This window comes from Pseudomonas sp. TH37 (genome assembly GCF_016650735.1).
Lineage (GTDB): Bacteria > Pseudomonadota > Gammaproteobacteria > Pseudomonadales > Pseudomonadaceae > Aquipseudomonas > Aquipseudomonas farris.
On record NZ_JAEKFD010000008.1, the window covers coordinates 202,654 to 223,622 of the forward strand.

A 20,969-nucleotide genomic window follows, 5' to 3' on the forward strand; every position below is an offset into this window, starting at 1 on the left:
CATGTCACGCCAACAACTACAATTAACGGTCAATTCACCGCGTTTGCTCGCGTCTGCAATTGGCGTGGCGATCACTGCCGGCTCTGCGGGCCACATGGTTTTCGCGGCCGAAAAGACTGACGAAAAAGCACCTGACAATGCGATTTCCCTGGACGCGACCAGCGTTGTGGGCGAGCAGGATGACACCTCCTACAAGACCGATACTTCGGCCTCCAAGAAGTACACCGCGCCACTGCGCGAGACGCCGAAAAGCGTCACCGTGATCCCTCAACAAGTGATTCGCGACACCGGCGCCACCAGCCTGGTCGACGCCCTGCGCACTACTCCAGGCATCACCTTCGGTGCCGGCGAGGGCGGTAACCCGGCCGGCGATCGTCCGATCATTCGCGGCTTCAACGCCGAAAGCGACACGTTCGTCGACGGCATGCGCGACCCTGCATCCCAGAGCCGCGAGATCTTCAACGTTGAATCGATCGAAGTCAGCAAGGGCCCGGGTTCAGCCTTCACCGGCGCAGGTTCCACCGGTGGCAGCCTGAACCTGGTGAGCAAGCCCCCCAAGCTGGGCAATTCCTACAACGGCGGCTTCACTTGGGGCTCGGACCAGACCAAGCGCACCACCCTTGATCTGAACCAGCAGATGACCGACACCTCGGCCTTGCGCTTGAACCTGATGAAGCACGAAGCCAACGTCGCCGGCCGCGATACCGTGGATGTCAGTCGCTGGGGTGTGGCGCCGTCCTTCGCCTTCGGCCTGGGCACCGATACCCGTTTGACCGTCGGCTACTACCACGTCGAAACCGACGACATGCCCGACTACGGCATCCCGTTGACCTTGAGTCCCAATCGCAGCAAGTACAACGTCGACAAGCCGGCCAACGTTGACCGCGACAACTTCTACGGCCTCACCGGTCGCGACTTTCGCCAGACCACCAATGACAGCGGCACCATCAAGATCGAACACGATCTGAATGAAGACCTGACCGTATCGAACAGCTTCCGCATGTCCCGTTCGACCCTGGACTACATCGTCACCAACCCGGACGACAGCAAGGGCAATGTGGTCAATGGCAGTGCTTATCGTGGCGCGAAGAGCCGTAACTCGACGTCCAGCGGCTGGATCAACCAGACCGACCTGAGCGCCAAGTTCAACACTGGCTCCATCGAGCACAGCCTGGTGACCGGCCTGGAGTTTTCCTATCAGGACACCCACAACCGCCCGTACACCCTGACCTCCACCGCCAGCGGCACCCGATGCAACGGCGCCCTGTTCACCTCCGGCGACTGCACCAGCCTGTACAACCCGACGCCTGGGGATAGCTGGAACGGCACGATCACCGACAGCACTGCGTTCACAGACACAGACACCAAAACCGCCGCGGCCTACGTGTTCGATACTCTGAAGTTCAACGAGCAATGGTCCCTGAACCTGGGCCTGCGTTATGACAACTACCAGGTCGAATCCAGCGGCCACGCCAACGCCAGCAGCACAGCGCCAGCGAACGATTTCTCCCGTGCGAACACCAGTGACCTGGTGAACTACCAGATCGGCGTGGTCTACAACCCGTTGCCTAACGGCAGCATCTACGCGGCCTATTCGACCTCCAGCAACCCGGCCGGCGAAACCAGCGGCAACGGTGGCCTGGAACTGGCAGCGAACAACAGCAGTCTGGATCCGGAAAAGAACCGCAACTACGAAATCGGCACCAAGTGGGACTTCTTCGGTGACGACCTGTCGCTGACCGCCGCACTGTTCCGTACCGAGAAAACCAACGCGCGGATCAACGATCCAGACGGCGGCACCACTCAAGTGCTGGACGGCGAACAGCAGGTCAATGGCCTGGAACTGAGCTATGCCGGCAAGCTGACCCGCAACTGGAGAGTCTTCGGCGGCTACACCTACATGGACAGCGAAGTGGTCAAAACCACCCTCGCCGCCGATGAAGGCAACCACATGCCAAGCACCCCACGGAACAACTTCACGTTCTGGTCGACCTACGATCTGGTGCCGGACAAGTTGACCGTCGGTGCCGGTGCGACCTTCGTCGATTCCCAGTTCGGCAACGTCGCCAACTCGGTGGAGATCCCGTCCTACTGGCGTTACGACGCGATGGCCAGCTACCGCCTGACCAAGAACGTCGACCTGCAACTCAACGTACAGAACCTGACCGACAAGCGTTATTTCGACCAGATACTCCAGAACCACTACGCCCACGTGGCGGCGGGCCGTACCGCCCTGCTGAGTGCCAACTTCCACTTCTGATAACAGAAGCGTGAAGGCCAAAGCCCCAATGCCAGTCAGTTAAACGAGAATCCCTGTGGGAGCGGGCTTGCCCGCGAAAGCAGTGTATGGAGCGACATCAAAGGTGACTGTACCGCCGTCTTCGCGGGCAAGCCCGCTCCCACAGGTTCCGCGGCGTAACTGAGTGGCATTAGGCAAAAGCCCCGTTCATCGAAGTGAACGGGGCTTTTGCCTGTAAAAAAGAATGCTTCTCGACAACTCACGGCATAATGCGCGCCGTGATGATGACTTTTGAACGAACAAGGCGAGCGACGTGTTGAAGAAATCCCTGTTCCAGTTGCACTGGTTTTTCGGCATCAGCGCCGGACTGGTCCTGGCCCTGATGGGCATCACCGGGGCGGCGGTATCGTTCCAGGATGAAATCCTGCGAGCGTTGAACCCCTCTGTGCTGCACGTCGAGAAGCAGATTGCCGGCGTACTGCCGCCTGCCGAGCTGGTGGAAAAAATCGAAGGTGCTTCGGGCAAGAAAGTCTCGATGCTCTGGGTCGAGACCGACAGCGGCAACGCCGCGAGAGTGATCTTCACCGCGCCACCCGGTGAACGTCGCGGGCCGATGCGGTACTTCGACCCGTACACCGGCGAGTTCATGGGCGACGTCACGGGCCAGGATTTCTTTGGCCTGATGCTGCAACTGCACCGGGTCCTGGCCATGGACGATATCGGCCGGCAGATCACCGGCGCCTGCACGCTGATTCTGGTGTTCTTCTGTCTGTCCGGCCTGTACCTACGCTGGCCGCGCCAGTGGAAAAACTGGCGCGCGTGGCTGACCCTGGACTGGAATAAAAAGGGTCGCAGCTTCAACTGGGATCTGCACTCGGTGGCCGGTACCTGGTGCCTGGTGTTCTACCTTTTGGCGGCGCTGACCGGGCTGTCCTGGTCGTACGAGTGGTACAACAAGGGCCTGACCCGGCTGCTTTCCGATTCGCCGCAAAACGAGCGGGTCCGCAGTGGTCGCGGTCCTGCGCCAAGCGGCCCGGCCCCCACTGCCGATTACGCCGCGATATGGAGCAGCATCTACAGCGCCGCCGGCCCTGGTCTTTCGTCCTACAACGTTCGTATGCCGCCCGTGGCCGGGCAACCGGCAACTGTGTTCTACCTGCTGAAGAACTCACCCCACGACCAGGCACGGAACCAGCTCACCCTTGATCCGGCGACCGGTATCGTCAACCGTCATGACCGCTACAGCGACAAGAGCCTCAAGGCGCAGCTGTTGACCAGTATCTACGCGCTGCACGTCGGCAGTTATTTCGGGATTATCGGGCGGATTATGGTGACGATCGCCGCACTGGCCATGCCGCTGTTTTTCATCACTGGCTGGTTGCTGTACCTGGATCGTCGACGCAAGAAACGTCAGATCAAGGACGCCCGCAAAGGCCTCGCGCAACCGGGCAGTGATGCGCCGGCATGGCTGATCGGCTTCGCCAGCCAGAGCGGGTTCGCCGAACAGCTCGCCTGGCAGACAGCAGGACAATTGCAGGCCGCCGGGTTGCCGGTGAAGGTTCAACCGTTGGCCAATGTCAGCGAACAAGACCTGCAGGATTCCAGCAACGCGTTGTTTGTGGTCAGCACCTTCGGCGACGGTGAAGCGCCGGACAGCGCCCGAGGATTCGAACGCAAAGTGTTGGGTCGGGCGTTGAGCTTCGACAGCCTTAACTATGCCGTGCTTGGCCTCGGTGACCGCCAGTATCAACACTTTTGCGGCTTCGCCCGCCGCTTGCACACTTGGTTGGGCGAGCACGGCGGCAAGACCTTGTTCGCCCCGGTGGAAGTCGACAGCGGTGACCCCTACGCCCTGCGCCACTGGCAACAGCAACTCGGCCTGCTGACGGGTCAGGCACCGGTAGATACCTGGCAAGCGCCAAGCTACGACAACTGGACCCTGACCCGTCGCGAATTGATGAACCCGGACAGCAGCGGTTCGCCCGTGTATTTGCTCGGCCTCAGCGCCCCCACCACCAGCAGCTGGCTGGCCGGGGATCTGGTGGAAGTACTGCCGCGCAATTGTCCGTGGGCCATCGAGCATTTCCTCGACGGCCTGGGGATTGACGGTCGGGCCACGGTTGAGTTCGATGGCCTGTCGCAAACGCTGGAACAAGCCCTCGCCAGCCGCCAATTGCCCGAGAACCGCGCCCATCTGGTCGGTCTGCACGCGCAAGCGCTGGCGGACGCCCTGGTGCCGTTGGCCATGCGCGAATACTCGATCGCCTCGATCGCCGCAGACGGCGTGCTGGAGTTGATCGTGCGTCAGGAATTGCACGCCGATGGCAGCCTGGGCGTCGGTTCCGGCTGGTTGACCGAACACGCGCCCGTGGGTAGCAGCATCAGCCTGCGGGTACGCCGCAACAGTGGCTTCCATCTACCGAATGAACCGGTGCCGATGATCCTGCTGGGCAATGGCACCGGGCTGGCCGGGTTACGCAGTTTGCTCAAGGCACGGATTGCCGACGGGCAGCAGCGTCACTGGCTGCTGTTCGGCGAGCGTAATCGCGAGCACGACTACCTGTGCCGCGCAGAGCTTGAGGAATGGTTGATCAACGGTGATCTGGCACGGCTGGATCTGGCGTTCTCCCGAGATCAAACCGAGAAGATCTATGTGCAGGATCGCCTGCGCGAGTCGGCCGATGAGTTGAAAAAATGGCTGGCCGATGGCGCCGTGATTTACATCTGCGGCAGTTTGCAGGGGATGGCTTCAGGGGTGGATCACGCGCTCAACGAATTGCTGGGCATTGAAGAAGTCGACCGTCTGATCGAACAAGGCCGCTACCGCCGCGACGTTTACTGACACCATCGATCCCCTGTGGGAGCAAGCCTGTGGCGAGGGGGCTTGCCCCCGTTGGGCTGCGAAGCAGCCCCAAAATCTCTGAGTACCAACGATCCTGTGAGTGCTACGCACTCAAACGGGGGCAAGCCCCCTCGCCACAGGTCGCTCCCACATTGATCGAGTGTCGGCTTACTTCTTCTCACACCGGCGCCAACTTGCGCTCAAACACCCCCACCCCATCCAGATCCCGCAACACCACACTCATCTCCCCCGTCTGCCCGTCGATATTCACCTCGCCAAAAAACTGAAACCCGGCAAACGGCGAGGTGTTCTGCGCCGGTGGTGCTTTCTCGAACACCACTTCGGGGCCGAAGGTTTTATCCAGCGCATTCGGCCCGAAGCTCCCCGCATTCAGCGGCCCTGCGACAAACTCCCAGAACGGTTCGAAGTCCTGGAACGCCGCGCGGTCCGGGTGGTAATGGTGCGCCGCGCAGTAATGCACATCCGCCGTGAGGAATACGAAATTACGCACCTGCTGCGCCCGCAGAAAACCGAGCAATTCAGCGATTTCCACTTCACGGCCCTGAGCCGGGCCAGGGTCACCATTGGCCACCGCTTCCCACCGCGCCACACCGGGGCTGACTTCACCGTCGGGTACGCCGAGGCCGATGGGCATGTCGGCGGCAATGACTTTCCATTGGGCCTGGGAGCCTTTCAACTCACGTTTGAGCCAGTCCAATTGTTCGCGACCGAGAAACGGTTTGGCGGCACCAAGGTTGTCGTCATTGGCTTCGCGATAACTGCGCATGTCGAGCACGAACACATCAAGCATCGGCCCATAACTCAGCTTGCGATAAATCCTCCCGCCGTCATTGGCGCTCTGCAAGCGCATCGGCGCGTATTCCAGCCAGGCCTGGCGCGCACGGCCTACCAGGCTGTGGATATCTTTGCTCTTGTAGCGCTCATCCAGTTGCTTGCCCGGCGACCAGTTGTTCACCACTTCGTGGTCGTCCCATTGCCAGATTTGCGGGACCTCGGCGTTGAAGCGGCGGATGTTTTCGTCCATCAGGTTGTAGCGGTAATTGCCGCGATAGTCGTCGAGGGTTTCGGCGACTTTGCTCTTGGCTTCGCTGGTTAGGTTGCGCCACACCCGGCCGCTCTCTGTTGTGAGCTGCGCAGGTACGGGACCGTCGGCGTAGATGGTGTCGCCGCTGTGGATAAAAAAGTCCGGCAGGCGCAGACGCATGGCTTCGTAGATGCGCATGCCGCCGATGTCCGGGTTGATGCCGAAGCCCTGGCCGACCGTGTCGCCACTCCAGACGAACCGAATACTCCGCCGGGCGGTGGGCACACTGCGCAGATGGCCGAACCAGGGTTCACTGGCGACACCGCTCTGGGCGTCTTCGAAAGTCACGCGATAGAAAATCGCCTGATCGGCGGGCAGGCCAGTGAGCTCGACCCGGGCGGTGAAGTCGGTGCGGGCATCGGCCAAGGGCGAGACGAATCGACGAGGGTTACTGAACAGGCTGCGCGTGTCCCATTCCACCACCATCCGCGCCGCACGGTCGCTACGGCTCCAGATCATCGCCCGGTCGCCCAGCAAATCGCCGGACTGCACGCCATCGGTGAGTTGTGGCCGATCCTTGACCGAAGCAATCACCGCCGGCGCCAGGCCAGGCATCAACAGCCCAGCGCCAACGGCCTGCATGACACGACGACGGCTGAGGTCGAATTCGCTCATGGTGTTCTCCCTGAAAAAGGAAAACTTAAGCATGGCTGTGTGAATCCGGCATGACACAAAAAAGATCGCAGCCTCCGGCAGCTCCTACAGGTTCGATGTACGCCGCAATATCACGGTCAAATACAATCCCGGGTAGGAGCTGCCGAAGGCTGCGATCTTTTGATCTATGCCTTGGCCGGCTCCAGCGCCAGTTCCACCGTCTCAGGCCGTTTGAGCACCGAATACGTCACCGCCGTCAGCAAACTCCCGGCCACGATCGCCAGCAGATACAACAGCGCATGGTTGATCGCATTCGGAATCAGCATTACGAACAACCCACCGTGGGGCGCCATGAGTTTGCAGCCGAAGTACATCGACATCGCGCCGGTCAGCGCGCCGCCGGCGATGCTTGCCGGAATCACCCGTAGCGGGTCTTTCGCTGCAAACGGAATCGCCCCTTCGGAGATAAAGCACAACCCCAGCACCAGCGCCGCTTTACCGGCCTCGCGTTCAGTCTGGGCGAACTTGCGCCGGGCAATGAACGTGGCGATGCCCAGGCCAATCGGCGGCACCATACCAGCCGCCATGGTCGCGGCCATCGGTGCATAACTTTGCGACGCCAGCAGCCCCACCGAAAATGCATAAGCCGCTTTGTTGATCGGCCCGCCGAGGTCGACGCACATCATGCCGCCCAGCAGCACACCCAGCAGGATGGCATTGGTGGTGCCCATGCTGTCGAGGAAGTGTGTGAGCCCCGCGAGCATCCCGGCCACCGGTTTGCCGACCACGTAGATCATCACCAGACCGGTGAACAGGCTCGCCAGCAACGGGATGATCAGGATCGGTTTCAGTGCCTCAAGGCTCTGCGGCAAACGCGCATAGCGATTGATCGCCTGGGCCGCATAGCCGGCGATGAAGCCGGCAATGATCCCGCCGATGAAACCGGCGCCCAAGGTGCTCGCCAGCAAACCACCGATCATCCCCGGCGCCAGGCCCGGGCGGTCAGCGATCGAGTAGGCGATGTAGCCCGCCAGCAGCGGCACCATCAGCTTGAACGCGGTCTCGCCGCCGATTTGCATCAGCGCGGCCGCGAGCGTGCCTTCCTCCTTGAACGCGGTGATACCGAACACGAAGGACAAGGCGATCATCAGACCGCCCGCCACCACCATCGGCAACATGTACGACACACCGGTCAGCAGGTGTTTGTAGATGCCGGTCTTCTCTTGCTTGGCCGGGCCTTTGGCGCCGGTCGAAGCGCTTTCCTGTTTGCCTTCGGCCAGGGCTTTGTTCAGCGTCGCTTCGGCTTGTTTCAACGCAATGCCGGTGCCGCAACGGTAGATTTTCTTGCCGGCGAACCGCTCGGTGGCGACTTCGATGTCTGCCGCCAACAGCACCACGTCGGCATCGGCAATCGCCTCTGCGCTGATTGGATTGCGCGCACCGACCGAGCCTTGGGTTTCTACTTGCAGATCGTAGCCCAGACGCTTGGCCGCTTGCTGCAAGGCTTCGGCGGCCATGAAGGTGTGGGCGACGCCGGTCGGGCACGCAGTGACGGCCACTAGGCGTGGCGCATTTTTAACCACGGCAGCCGGCTCGGCGGCGGCTTCGGGCGCGACGTAAACCTCGGCCTCCTCCACCCCGCGACGCAGCACCGCTTCGACATCTTGCAGGGCCTGGGCCGGGGTGCTCTGAAACACGCGTTTACCGACGAACCGCGACATATCCACCGGCGCGCTGGTGACCAGCAACACCCACTCGGCGGCCTCGATGGTCGCAGCCGACAGTTGACGTTCCGGATGGGCTGCATCAACGACTTCGACACTAGTGCTCCAGCCCTGACGCTGGGCTGCTGCATCGAGCAGACGAGCGCACAGCACACTGGTGACCATGCCGTTCGGGCAGGCCGTAACAATGGCTAACTTCATTGCAAACCCTCTTATTGTTCTGTCAGGGGGCGCAGGCGCACGCCCTGTTCGAGGTGCGCCAGTTGCGCGGTGTCGCCGATACCAAAACCGATCTGGGTAACGGCCATGGCGGCAATTGCGGTGGCGGTGCGCAAGGTTTGCTCGGGCGTATCGGCACTGAGCAAACCGTGCAGCATGCCCGCCAGCAACGAATCCCCCGCGCCGACAGTGCTGACCACGCTGACCTTGGGTGGCGTGGCGTGCATGGCCGAGCCGACACTGAACCAGTTCACCCCATCGGCACCGTCGGAAATCACCACGTGCTCGATGCCATGCGCATGCAAGCGGCTCGCCGCCTCGGCTTGGGCGCCCACGGAAACCACCTCGCAACCCAGCGCTTCAGCCAATTCTTCGGTGTTGGGTTTGATCAGCCATGGGCCGGCCGCCAGACCTGCGCGCAAGGCTTCACCGCTGGTGTCGAGCGCCACTTTCAAACCGCGCTTTTTCAAGCGCTGGATCAACTCCCGCAACCACTGAGGATTCACGCCACGGGGCAAACTACCGGCCACGACGACCGCATCATGCCCAGGAGCAATCTGATCGAGTCGATCGAGCAAGGCCTGCTGCGCCGCTTCACTGACCCTCGGCCCCGGGCCGTTGATGTCGGTGATGCGCCCATCGCTTTCTGCCAGTTTGATGTTGCTGCGGGTCTCGCCGGGGACACGGACAAACGCGTCGGTAAAACCGCGTTTGGCAAACAGGGTTTCGAACGCCTGGAGGTTGTCTTCCCCGAGAAAACCGCTGACGGTCAGCTGATGCCCGAGGTCGGCCAGCACCTGCGCCACATTCACGCCTTTGCCGGCGGCGTGGGTGTGCATTTCGTCGCTGCGATTGACCTGACCGGGGGTAAGTAGCGGTAATTGGACGGTGAGGTCCAGCGCCGGGTTAAGGGTCAGGGTTAAGATCTTGGCCATTACAGGGCCTCCACTAATGCACGAACTTCGTTCGCGCTGCCCACGGCCAAGGCCTGTTGGGCAAGGGTTTGAGTCTGGGTCAGGCTGAGTTCACGAATGCGCGCCTTGACCTCGGCAATGCTGCGGCCCGACACGCTCAACTCATCCACACCCAGGCCCACCAGCACCGGTACCGCCAGCGGATCGGCCGCCAGTTCACCGCACACGCCGACCCACTTGCCATGAGCATGAGCCGCACGCACGGTGATGTCGATCAGTTGCAGCACCGCCGGATGCAAGCCATCAGCCTGAGCCGACAAGGTCGGATGACCACGGTCGATGGCCAGGGTGTATTGCGTCAGGTCGTTGGTGCCGACGCTGAAAAAGTCCACTTCCTTGGCCAGCACCGGCGCCAGCAAAGCGGCCGACGGCACTTCGATCATGATCCCCAGTTGCAGGTCCGCAACCGGGATTTCCAGACGCAGACGTTCGGTCATGTCCCGAGCCTGACGCCACTCATCGACGCTGCCGACCATCGGGAACATGATTCGCAATGGACGGCTGTCAGCCGCACGCAGCAAGGCGCGCAATTGCGCTTCCATGACCTGCGGACGTTGCAGGGTCAGGCGAATGCCACGCACGCCGAGGAACGGGTTTTCTTCTTTCGCGATCGGCCAGTACGGCAGCGGTTTGTCACCACCGACGTCAAGGGTGCGCACCACCAGCGGTCGACCGGCCAGGCCATCGAGCACACGACGGTATTCGACTTCCTGAGTCGCCTCGTCCGGTGCCTGGGAGTGGGCCATGAAAATCAGTTCGGTACGCAGCAGGCCAATGCCTTCGGCGCCCTGCTCCACCGCACTGGTGACGCCGGCGCTTTCACCGATATTGGCGAACACTTCCACCGCGTGGCCGTCAGTCGTCAACGCCGGTTGATGGCGTTGTTCAGCGGCGGCTTTCAAGCGCAGTTCACGGGTGTCGCGCTCTTCAGTGGCGCGCTGCAAGGTCGCGGCATCGGCGTCCACATGCAGGCGACCACGTTGACCATCGATCAACAGCGGCGTGCCCGGCTTCAGCAGTAACACCGCGGCACCTGCGCCCACTAGCGCCGGGATACCCAAGGCCCGGGCGACGATGGCGCTGTGGGCCGTGGCGCCACCACGAGCGGTGAGGATGCCTGCCACGCGTGCCGGATCAAGACGTGCCACGTCGGACGGGCCGACTTCGTCCATCACCAGAATGTACGGCTGCTCCGGCTCGGCTGGCGTTTCGACGCCACTCAATTGCGCCAGCACCCGACGGCCAATGTCGCGCAAGTCGGCGGCACGTTCGGCGAGCAAGGCGTCCTGCAGCGATTCCTGTTGTTTGGCAGCCGCTTCAATCACCGCCATCCACGCCGCTTCGGCGCTTTCGCCTTGCTTGAGACGGGTGTCGACTTCGTCGGTCAGTTCCGGGTCGTCGAGCATTTCCTGGTGGGTGATGAAAATCTCGCGAATCGCTTTGGCCTTGCTGCGCTCGATCAGGCCTTCGATGTCGCGACGCACATCCGCCAACGCTTGCTTGAGACGTTCGCGCTCGATGGCGGCAGACTCACCGCGCAGCGGGTAATCGATAACTTGCAGCACTTGAATATGCGCCGGGCCGATGGCGATCCCCGGCGCGGCAGCAATCGCCTGAATCAGACTGCCGGAGGCCGGTGCAAGCAGCACTTCGGCGACATCGGCGATTACTTCACGTTGTTGGCTCACGATCGGCAGCGGCTCGACTTCTTCACCCAAGCCTTCTTCGATGGCCGCCAGCAAGGCCGGCAAGGCATCGGCGGCGATGGTCGGTTCGGCGATGAATTCCAGCACCTGACCGCGACGGGCGCCGAGGCTGAGCAGTTTGCTCAAACTCTTCACCGACACCGCGCTGTCGTGACCATCGACGATGCGCACGCGGATTTCGCCTTCAAAACTTTTCGCCAGTTGCGCGAGGATCTTCGCCGGGCGCGCATGCAAACCGTGGGCGTTGGCCAGGGCAATGCGTGCGCTCGGCCAATCCGCCGGCACTTCACCGCCGAGGACTTCCAGCACCGCGCGGCTGCTGGTGGCACGGCCCAATTCATGACCACGGCCTTCGATCAGCAGCGCGCAAAGGCGTTCGAGCAACGCCTGATGGGCTTCACCGAGGCTGGCCAGGCAGAACAGCCCGCTCAACGGCTGACCGAGGTAGCGCATGGGTTTGTCCGGGGTAACGAATGCCAGGCCCGGACGCTTCACCGTTTGTTCGCTGTGCAGCCACCACAGGCCATCGCCCAGCGGCAGCGCGTCGACCTGCTGCAAGACGCCAGCAAAACCGTTGCTCACGCAATCGGCCTGACGCAGCAAGCGGGCACCGCGCCAGACCAGTTCTTCGAAGTCATCGGCGGAAACACCGAGGCCGATCATCTGTGCGTCCAGCGCCAACTCTTGCGGCGCGCCTTGCAGCAGTTTCAACAAGGCTTCGGCGGAACTGGCGCGGCGCAGGGCCTGGCCCAGATCGGTTTCACCGAGGGCGCGAGTCAGCAGTTGCAGCAGGCGCAGGTGTTCATCGGATTTGGCAGCGATACCAATCGCCAGATAAACGATCTGACCATCGCCCCAGTCCACGCCGTCAGGAAACTGCATCAGCCGCACACCGGTGGCGAACACCTGATCACGGGTTTCCGGGGTGCCGTGTGGGATGGCAATACCTTGGCCGAGAAAGGTCGAGCCCTGGACTTCCCGGGCCTGCAAGCCCGCAAGGTAACCATCCGCCACCAGGCCATCGGTCACAAGTCGGTCAGCGAGTAATTGCAGGGCGGTGGCTTTATCCACAGCCGACTGGCCCATGGATATCTGCTCTATGGTGAGCTCGAGCATGCTTTCTCCTTTTTGGCGCCGTGTGACGCCAGGTATTGTTTTGATTGATTCAGCTTAGGCCCTTGGGAGCGCCTTTTCAGGGGCAGTTTTGGCGGTTTCGCGGCAGAACCGACCAAAGCGACCTTTAACGTAGAAAATACGCCTGCTGAAACGTTTAATCTAGAATGTTAGGCACGTTACTCGATAATGTCTCATCCTTGAAGTCCAATTGTCGGATCTGCTGCGACAATGGTCGCCTGCCCGAATCGGGTAGGATTGGCGAAAATGTCGGGCAAGCTCGAACAAATAAGGAAAACCCGGGTTGAAACTCAGTGATATTGCACAGTTGGCCGGCGTCTCCGTGACTACCGCCAGTTATGTCATCAATGGCAAGGCTGAACAGCAACGCATCAGCAGCGCCACCGTCGAGCGCGTGCGCGCGGTGGTCGAACAACATGGCTTCACACCCAATCCTCAGGCCGCCGGGTTGCGCAGTCGGCACACCCGCACCCTGGGCTTCATTCTGCCGGACCTGGAAAACCCCAGTTACGCGCGAATCGCCAAACTGCTGGAACAAGGCGCCCGGGCTCGCGGCTATCAACTGCTGATCGCCAGCTCCGACGATGCGCCGGACAGCGAACGGCAATTGCTGCAACTGTTCCGCGCCCGCCGCTGCGATGCGCTGATCGTCGCCAGTTGCCTGCCGGCCGGTGATGACAGTTATCGGCAGTTGCAGGCCAAAGGCATTCCGATCATCGCCATCGACCGGGTGATGGAGCCTGAGCACTTTTGCTCGGTGATCAGTGATGATCGCGAAGCCAGTCTGCAGCTTACCCGCAGCCTGCTGGACCCGTTGCCCAAGCAGATCGCGCTGATCGGTGCCCGTCCCGAATTGAGTATCAGCCAGGAACGGGCGGCAGGGTTCAAGGAAGCGCTGAACGGTTTCAAAGGCGAGGCGCTGATCGAACACGGCGAGTCGTTCAGCCGTGAGTGCGGCAAACAATTGATGGAAGAATTGCTTCAGCGCCTGGGCCATTTGCCGGATGCGCTGGTGACCACCTCCTACGTGCTGCTTCAGGGCGTGTTCGATGCCTTGCACGACTTCCCTCTGAAGTCCCGCCCGCTACGCTTGGGCACCTTCGGTGATACGCAGTTGCTGGACTTCCTGCCACTGCCGGTCAACGCCATGTCCCAGCAGCATCAACTGATCGCCGACAAAGCTTTGCAACTGGCGCTGGCGGCCATTGAACAGGCCGATTACCAACCCGGCGTGCAGGCCATCGCGCGGACCTTCAAGCAGCGTATTCATCAGGACTGAGCCGTGGAACTGATCGACACCCACACTCATCTGGATTTCCCGGATTTCGACGTGGATCGTCAGGCGCTGCTGGCCGAGAGCCGCGCCCTCGGCGTGCGGCGGATGGTGGTGCTGGGGGTTTATCGGGCCAATTGGCAGCGGGTCTGGGACCTGGTGCAAAGCGATCCCGATCTGCACGCGGCGTTCGGTTTGCACCCGGTGTATCTGGATGACCATCGCCCTGAGGATGTGACCGAGCTCGGTGACTGGCTGACGCGTATGGCCGGCCATCGACAGCTATGCGCGGTGGGCGAAATCGGTCTGGATTACTTCATCGAGACCCTGGATCGTGAACGCCAGCAAGCGCTGTTCGACGCCCAACTGCAACTGGCGGCGGACTTCAATCTGCCGGCGCTGATTCACGTGCGACGCAGCCATGCGGCGGTGATTGCCACGCTCAAACGGTTTCGCTTGAAACGGGCGGGAATCATTCATGCCTTCGCCGGTAGCCAGGAAGAGGCGCGCGAATACATCAAGCTGGGTTTCAAACTCGGCTTCGGCGGCGCCGCGACCTGGCCGCAGGCCCTGCGCATGCACCGCGTGCTCGCCGGTTTACCCGTTGAATCGGTGGTACTGGAAACCGACTCACCGGACATGGCGCCCGCCATGTTCCCCGGTCAACGCAACAGCCCGGCGCATCTTCCGGCGATTTGCGAGGCACTGGCCGCCCTCATGGCGATCAACCCCGAACAACTGGCTGCCGCCAGCACGGCCAATGCGTGTGAGTTGTTTAACTGGTAACCCACTGATTCACGCAATACCTATGGGAGCGGGCTTGCCCGCGATGACGGACTGTCAGTCAACATTGATGTTGAATGGTAATACGCTATCGCGGGCAAGCCCGCTCCCACAGGAAATCAACTCCGTGGCATCAAACCCGGAACGCGCTGATCAATTGTTTGAGTTCCACCACCTGCGCCGACAACGCTCGGCTGGCATTTTCAGTCTGGTGCGCGCCGTCGGCGGTGCGCTCACCGGCGCGGTTGATCTCGACGATGTTCTGGTCGATGTCGTGAGCCACGGCGGTCTGCTGCTCTACCGCAGCGGCGATCTGCTGGTTCTGGTCGACGATCATGCCGACAGCACCGAGGATGTTTTCCAGCGCCTGCTGGACCTTTTCCGACTGCCCGACCGTGCCGTTGGCCATCTGATGGCTGGTGCCCATCGCCTTGACCGCCGCCCCGACACCGCTGTGCAGCTTGGCGATCATCTGCTCGATTTCTTCGGTCGATTGCTGGGTGCGTTTGGCCAGGGTCCGGACCTCGTCCGCCACCACCGCAAAACCACGGCCCTGCTCGCCCGCACGCGCGGCTTCGATGGCCGCGTTGAGCGCCAGCAAGTTGGTCTGTTCGGCAATGCTTTTGATCACTTCCAGCACACGACTGATGGATTGGCTGTCGCTGGCCAGTTGATTGATCACCCGCACCGACTGATCGATCTCACTGGCCAGTGCAGCGATGCTGCCCTGCTGGGACTCCACCAGGCCGCGACCGCTGATGGTCTCGTCGTTGACGCTGTGAGCGCTGCTGACGGCCGCCGCGGCACTGCGCGCCACCTCCAGGGAAGTGGCTGACATCTGGTTCATCGCGGTGGCGACCTGCTCGATCTGCGTACGCTGCCCCGCTACCGCCTGATTGCTCTGGGCAGACACGTTTTCAACCTGGCCGGCCTGGCGCTCGACCTCACTGACGGTCTGGCCCACGCGCTCGATCAGATCATGGATCTTCTTCACGGTGCCGGTGAATACCTCGCCCAGCTCGCCCAGTTCATCGCGGCTGTTGGCGCTGAAGGTCACGGTCATGTCCCCGGCCGCCACCTTGTCCATCACCGCGCCAAGACGCTTGAGGGTGGTGCGGGTCGAGGCATAGAAACCGCCATAGAGGTAAAAAATCAACACAAACACCAGCGCCAGCGCCACTGCCTGCAGGATCATGTGGGTGCGGTGCTGCTCCAGCCGCTGCTGCAACTGGGTACCGAGAAACTTCAGGGTGGCTTCATTGAGTTGGTAGGTCTGGTCGATCAGGCCCGTAACCTGATCGTAAAAGGCCTGCCACGGTGCATCGAGGGTGTCAGCCATCACCACTTGTTCTTCGAACAGTTCACTGGCCTTTTTCAGGGAGGCCTTGCTGCTTTCGGCCTGAGCGGCCAGGGTTTCGTGCGCCGCTTTACTGGAGCCCAGAGCATCCTGCAATTTCAGACCGTATTCGGCCTGAAGCTTTTCGATCTGCGCCAGCAACTCATCGAAACGGGTGCTCGACGCCGAATTGAGAAAGCCCTGCCCCAACGAGTAAGAACCCATCGCCCGGCCTTCGCCGAGCGTCTGGGTGACGGCTGGCGTGACGTTGGTAATGAGCTCGCTCAGCTGACGCATGTCGCTCTGGCTGTCGCGACTCAGGCCGGCCTGACTGGCAATGATCTGGCTGAAAATCTGCGCGTTGCCGAGCAACTTGCCGATCAGCGCACTTTTGCTTTGCAGGGAGGTTTCCGTTTGCTGGGCCTTGAACGCGGCGATCATTTCATCGCGCTTGCCATCGAAAAAGGTAATTTGTTCCGGGTCAGTGGTCATCGCCGCCAGCCCTTGCAAACGGGCCAGAACGCTTTGCTCCAGAGCGCTGATATTCGACTCGACATGACCCGCCTTGCCGGACTGGCCAAGGATGACGTTGATCTGCACCAGATTGTTCAGGGTTTCCAGATCTCGGCGCAGGCTCAGGCCGCTGCCCAGCAGGTCGAGGCTCTGCAGCTCGACCCGTGTGCCCTGGAATTCGCGATAGGAATCGCGCACCAGATAGAAGTTGGTCACCAGCATCGGCACGAGGAATAGCACGCTGATCAGGCTGAACTTCATGCCGAAGCTCAGGCGGTTCATCAGCGCGACGGCGGGATAGAGCAAGCTCTTCACTGTGAAGTCTCCCTTTTGAATTCTTATTTTTATGGCAGGCGCGCAGAGACAGCAGATAGCCACTATTGGCGCTATCTCTGTATAGCCTAAATCGGCGGAGGGTTTTGTAACTTAAGGTTAACGAAAAAGATCGCAGCCTTCGGCAGCTCCTACAGATTCACACGATCCCTGGAGCTGCCGAAGGCTGCGATCTTTTCGATTCAAAGCAGAAATCAGGACAAAACAGTCCACAACGCGAACCCGGCATACCAAAGCACTGCCGCGCGCAGCAGCAGTTCCCAGATCCGGTCGAGGCTGTTGATGCCGTCCGGCCCCACCACCGGCGCCGGAATTTCACCAGCCACCAACCCGACCTTCTCGATCAGTTGGGCGGCGCTGATGTTCCAGTTCAGCAGCTCGTGCAGCATCACCCGGCCGACCGCGACAAAGTTGCCGACCAGTGCAAAACTCGCCGCCAGCAGTCGCACCGGCACCCAATCGAACGCGTGACGCAGCTGTGCCGCTCGCTCGACCACGGCCGGGTTCTGCCCGTGCTCCTCGGCCAGCGCCAGCAGTCGATAGCTCAATGCTGCAACCGGGCCCAACAGGAAGTACCAGAAAATCACCGCGAAAAAGCTCTGATAGGCCTCCCACAACAGATGCCCTTCAACTCGCTCCAGCAGTTGCTCGCCGTTGTCGGCGCAAATATTCAGGTCGCGTTTGGCCACATGGGCGGCGGCTTGCAGGTCCTCCCGGCGCCAGGCATCGCGAAACGGCCCGAGGTCGGCCAGCAGATCACCTCGGCCCAGACTGTAAATCACCACCAGCAGGTGCACCGGTAACGCCAGCAAACCGTAGGCTACCGGCTCCAGCACCAGCAACAGCAAACCCAGCAGCGCCACCGGCAACAACACCAGCACCACCAGTATCAGCCACGGACGGTTTGTCATGCGTGGGTTGGCTTCAAGCTTGTGCAGCTCGCGCACCCAACCGCCATCACGTTGAACCCGATGGCGCAGGGCCGAGAACTTCTCGATCCACACCGCCAACAGCAGCACCAGAAAACTCATTGTTGCTCCTTTTTTTCCAGAGCCGCGCGATAGCGTGCCCAGTCAAACGCCGGTCCCGGATCAGTCTTGCGCCCGGGTGCGATGTCGCTATGCCCGCAGATGCGTTGTGCGGTGATGCCCGTGAAGGCGCTTTGCAGCTGTCGCGTCAGGGCCGTCAACGCTTGATATTGGGCGTCGGTGAACGGCAGATCATCCGTGCCTTCAAGCTCGATGCCCACGGAAAAATCGTTACAGGTTTCCCGTCCTTCGAAACATGAGATGCCAGCGTGCCAGGCACGCTCAAGACAAGAGACAAACTGAGTGACGGTGCCGTCACGTTCAATCAGAAAATGCGCAGACACCCGCAGGTCGGCGATTCCTGCAAAGTAGGGATGTTCCGTGACATCCAGACGATTCTGGAAAAATTCCTGCACCTTGCCGGTCAGAAACTGCGCTGGTGGCAGACTGATGTTGTGGATCACCAGCAGGGAAATTTCGCCCTCGGGGCGTGCATTGAAGTTGGGCGAGGGGCATATGCGCACGCCCTGACACCAACCGCTCGCGGGGTCCAACTGCATACAGGTTCCTTCAACGACGACTGTGTTGGTGCCCAGTATGCCGCGATAGACCCTCGGCGCGCGATCACTTGCCGCGATTGAGACGCCGCAGGTTGCCCAGCACCGACTCCAGCGCCCGGTCGAACAGCAAGGTGTCGTCCAGCGTTCGCACCGCGCCACGCCGGAACTCCAGGGCCAGGCCGGTACGGCTGTGCTCCAGCACTTTCATCCCGGTACGGTTGACGAAGATGTATTTGTCGGTGGCTTCAATAATCGCCGCCAGCTTGCAGCGCAGGGTGTTTTCCTCGTCCTCCTGAAACTCGACCCAGCAGCCCAGGTGCAGCTTATCGACCTGAAGCAGAGCAACATCGTCCTCCGGCAAACGCATCGATGCCGTTTCGACCGGGCCTTCGTCAGCGGTGCGAAGCACGATTTCCTGCTGCACTTCGACCATCATCGGTGCGTCAACAGCCGTGCTTTTCTGGCCCGGACGTTCGAACAACTGAAGGTGCAAAACTTCCAGCTCGCTGAAAAACTCGCCGGTGGCGAACGGGTCGAATGCCGAGCTGTTCAAGCCATCGCGCAACGACTTGAGCAACCCCGGCACCAGCGACAACAAGCGCAGGCTCGCGTCGGGTTCGTCATGGCGTTGCACGCTCCAGATCAATTGCGCCATGGTCTGCACATCGGCATGCCATTCGGCGGACTGATCACCGTGCTTGAGACAGGTCAGCAACAGCACTTTGCTCCAGGCCTCCTGGACAAACGCCACCACGCTGTGCGGCAGCACCTTGCCCACCAACGTCTGGTTCAGCGCCTGCTCGACGCGCTGACGCGCCAGATCGGTCCTGGCACGGCCTTCTTCGGCGTCACGGGTGCGTTGCTCGAGTAATTCGCTGCGACGGCGTTCGTCACTGGTGAAGGCGAGAAAATCCGCCAGCAATTCGGAAAAGATCGCCGGGTCATCGACAAAGTCGTTCAGCAAACGCTGCACCACTTGCTCGATGCGCAGGTACAGGCTGTCGCGCTCATGGTCATCGCACTCGCCCCAGCCCATGGCCGCAGCGGCGATTTCGTTGAGTAAACGCCGGGCCGGATGGCTGCTGCGACTGAAGAAGCTCTTGTCGAGCACCGCGACTTTCAGCATCGGGATCTGCAAACGGCCGATCAGCGCCTTGAGGGAGTCCGGCAGGTTACGGTCATCGAGGATGCATTCGAAGAGCATGGCGATCAGGTTGATCACGTCTTCGTCGGCCACCCCCACCACGCGCGACTTGCCGCTTTTGACGCTGACGCGGGTCAGCAGTTGTTCAAGCTGATTACGCAGATCGAAGTCGTCCGGAGCCGCCAGCTCCGGTACGTATTGCTGCAAGTGCGAGAGCAGGCGTAGCAGGTCGCGGGTGGAAATAGGCTGGGTCTGGGCACTGACTTCCAGGGTCGGCGCAACGCTGCCACGCACATGGAACAGCAACTCCTGCAAGGCGGCGAAGACTTCCTGCACGCCCTCGTCGATCTGTGTATTGCCAGTCCGCACGCCTGTCTCGGCGGGGTCAGCACGAACACTCGCAGCCGCCCGATCGGTGGCACGCCGCGCCGGGGCGGGCTTGAGGTCCGGCAGCACGCCGGTGGCGATCAGCAGTTGATTGGCTTCGGCGTAGAGCTGATCAGCATTGCTGAGCACATAGCGTTCGAACAACTTGAGGATGATCAGCTTGACCTTGATCTCCATGCCCAGGTTGCGCCCGGCCTGCAAGAAATACTCGCAGAGCAGCGTCGGCCCCAAGGGGTTGTGCTGTTCGACCAGTGTCTTGCTCAACAGTGTGCTGAGTCGGGCGGTGAGCTGGTCGAGGGCGAAACCGTCGCGATTCAGCACTTTACCGACCATGGCCTCCACCGCCACATTGCGCTCCATGTCGTCATCGGGCATCGACGCCGAGGCATCGAAAGCCAATGCCCGGGGCAAGGCAGCGTGAGAAATGTCGTACTGCGCGAGGCTGACGAAAGCCTCGAAGAATTGCTCGAGAAAACCGCGTTCGATGCTTTTGCGCTTGAGGCGCAAATCGCGCATGGCCTCGAAGAAGATGTTTTGCTCGACGTTGTTTCGGGCCCGGTCGGCCATTTCGAACAGGGTGTCGTCGGCATTATCGAACAGCTCTTGCAAACCTTGCTTGAGTTGTTGAGCGGCCTTGTCGCGAACCTGAAGCAGAATCACGGGCAGGCGGGCGAGCGGCGAGTGAGTCGCCTGGTCGGTAGCGGCCTTGTGCAAAGGCACTACATTCCCGTCGTTGTGCATCCAAGCCTCCTGAAACGGTGATTCTTCGGTTCGGTTCGGTAAGAAAGTTCGAGTCCGCAGGCCACACAGCCGGCGCTCAACAGGGACAGTCACCACCCGTTGTCATTCAATAATCGGGAATCCAAAGCCACGTCAAAGCTATGACGTCAAACGCAAGGCGGATTATCTGCAAAAGACTCTCCTTGTGCCAGCAGACTCTGCCCTTCCCCAAGAAATAGACGTTTATGAGAGCCCCTTGCTTAGCACTGATTGCTCGCGCGAATCGACCAAATGCAGGTTGGCGAACGATGGAATGGCCGTTGATGCCTTGGGTTGCCTCGCAGCATGGCCCTAT

The 20,969-nt window shown here is 61.2% G+C and carries 12 protein-coding genes; 4 read left to right on the forward strand and 8 right to left on the reverse strand.

Features of this window, described 5'->3' with window-relative positions:
* Position 1 precedes the first annotated feature (1 nt).
* Together JFU11_RS20585 and JFU11_RS20590 are read left to right on the forward strand one after the other, a co-directional pair.
* Positions 2–2,260 carry a TonB-dependent siderophore receptor gene (locus JFU11_RS20585; protein WP_201061967.1) on the forward strand — a complete coding sequence of 753 codons (2,259 nt, stop codon included), beginning with the start codon at positions 2–4 and terminating at the stop codon, positions 2,258–2,260.
* A gap of 292 nt (positions 2,261–2,552) precedes the next feature.
* Entirely contained in the window at positions 2,553–5,081 is a 2,529-nt protein-coding gene (locus JFU11_RS20590; RefSeq protein WP_123721299.1) for a sulfite reductase flavoprotein subunit alpha, read from the forward strand.
* Between the two features lie 178 nt (positions 5,082–5,259).
* Here the strand turns inward: JFU11_RS20590 and JFU11_RS20595 are convergent, their stop codons facing one another.
* From JFU11_RS20595 to ptsP, 4 genes are all read right to left on the reverse strand, one after another.
* Complete coding sequence (locus tag JFU11_RS20595) at positions 5,260–6,801, reverse strand: alkaline phosphatase D family protein (protein ID WP_201061968.1); 1,542 nt, start codon at positions 6,799–6,801, stop codon at positions 5,260–5,262.
* Between the two features lie 164 nt (positions 6,802–6,965).
* Positions 6,966–8,705 (reverse strand): PTS fructose-like transporter subunit IIB, encoded by a 1,740-nt coding sequence (locus tag JFU11_RS20600; RefSeq protein WP_201087459.1) that lies wholly within the window; start codon positions 8,703–8,705, stop codon positions 6,966–6,968.
* Between the two features lie 11 nt (positions 8,706–8,716).
* Positions 8,717–9,658 carry a 1-phosphofructokinase gene (gene pfkB / locus JFU11_RS20605; protein WP_052965639.1) on the reverse strand — a complete coding sequence of 314 codons (942 nt, stop codon included), beginning with the start codon at positions 9,656–9,658 and terminating at the stop codon, positions 8,717–8,719.
* Positions 9,658–12,519 (reverse strand): phosphoenolpyruvate--protein phosphotransferase, encoded by a 2,862-nt coding sequence (gene ptsP, locus JFU11_RS20610; protein ID WP_201061969.1) that lies wholly within the window; start codon positions 12,517–12,519, stop codon positions 9,658–9,660. Before ptsP ends, pfkB begins: the two co-directional genes overlap by 1 nt.
* A 301-nt stretch (positions 12,520–12,820) precedes the next feature.
* Here ptsP and cra point away from each other — a divergent pair, with 301 nt between their 5' ends.
* Both cra and JFU11_RS20620 read left to right on the forward strand, forming a co-directional pair.
* The gene (gene cra, locus JFU11_RS20615; RefSeq protein ID WP_123721303.1) at positions 12,821–13,816 is read left to right on the forward strand and encodes a catabolite repressor/activator; all 996 of its coding nucleotides are present in this window, start codon (positions 12,821–12,823) and stop codon (positions 13,814–13,816) included.
* 3 nt (positions 13,817–13,819) lie between these two features.
* Positions 13,820–14,596, forward strand: coding sequence for a TatD family hydrolase (locus JFU11_RS20620; RefSeq protein WP_201061970.1), 777 nt, complete (start codon positions 13,820–13,822; stop codon positions 14,594–14,596).
* Between the two features lie 130 nt (positions 14,597–14,726).
* Here JFU11_RS20620 and JFU11_RS20625 read toward each other — a convergent pair whose 3' ends face one another.
* The 4 genes from JFU11_RS20625 to JFU11_RS20640 all read right to left on the reverse strand — a co-directional run bounded on the left by JFU11_RS20625 (position 14,727) and on the right by JFU11_RS20640 (position 20,635).
* Positions 14,727–16,757, reverse strand: coding sequence for a methyl-accepting chemotaxis protein (locus tag JFU11_RS20625; RefSeq protein ID WP_201061971.1), 2,031 nt, complete (start codon positions 16,755–16,757; stop codon positions 14,727–14,729).
* A 212-nt stretch (positions 16,758–16,969) separates the two neighbouring features.
* Positions 16,970–17,806, reverse strand: a complete 837-nt coding sequence (gene ampE / locus JFU11_RS20630; RefSeq protein WP_123721306.1) for a regulatory signaling modulator protein AmpE — start codon at positions 17,804–17,806, stop codon at positions 16,970–16,972.
* Positions 17,803–18,363: a 1,6-anhydro-N-acetylmuramyl-L-alanine amidase AmpD gene (ampD, locus tag JFU11_RS20635; RefSeq protein ID WP_123721307.1), complete on the reverse strand. Its 561-nt coding sequence runs from the start codon at positions 18,361–18,363 to the stop codon at positions 17,803–17,805. Before ampD ends, ampE begins: the two co-directional genes overlap by 4 nt.
* A 64-nt stretch (positions 18,364–18,427) precedes the next feature.
* Positions 18,428–20,635: a DUF1631 domain-containing protein gene (locus JFU11_RS20640; protein WP_201061972.1), complete on the reverse strand. Its 2,208-nt coding sequence runs from the start codon at positions 20,633–20,635 to the stop codon at positions 18,428–18,430.
* Positions 20,636–20,969 lie beyond the last annotated feature (334 nt).

Excerpts from the sequence above, each read along its gene's own strand:
- JFU11_RS20585 (WP_201061967.1), top strand. The coding sequence starts at position 2 with ATGTCACGCCAACAACTACAATTAACGGTCAATTCACCGCGTTTGCTC.
- JFU11_RS20595 (WP_201061968.1), bottom strand. The coding sequence starts at position 6,801 with ATGAGCGAATTCGACCTCAGCCGTCGTCGTGTCATGCAGGCCGTTGGC.
- JFU11_RS20600 (WP_201087459.1), bottom strand. The coding sequence starts at position 8,705 with ATGAAGTTAGCCATTGTTACGGCCTGCCCGAACGGCATGGTCACCAGT.
- pfkB (WP_052965639.1), bottom strand. The coding sequence starts at position 9,658 with ATGGCCAAGATCTTAACCCTGACCCTTAACCCGGCGCTGGACCTCACC.
- ptsP (WP_201061969.1), bottom strand. The coding sequence starts at position 12,519 with ATGCTCGAGCTCACCATAGAGCAGATATCCATGGGCCAGTCGGCTGTG.
- ampE (WP_123721306.1), bottom strand. The coding sequence starts at position 17,806 with ATGAGTTTTCTGGTGCTGCTGTTGGCGGTGTGGATCGAGAAGTTCTCG.
- ampD (WP_123721307.1), bottom strand. The coding sequence starts at position 18,363 with ATGCAGTTGGACCCCGCGAGCGGTTGGTGTCAGGGCGTGCGCATATGC.
- JFU11_RS20640 (WP_201061972.1), bottom strand. The coding sequence starts at position 20,635 with ATGCACAACGACGGGAATGTAGTGCCTTTGCACAAGGCCGCTACCGAC.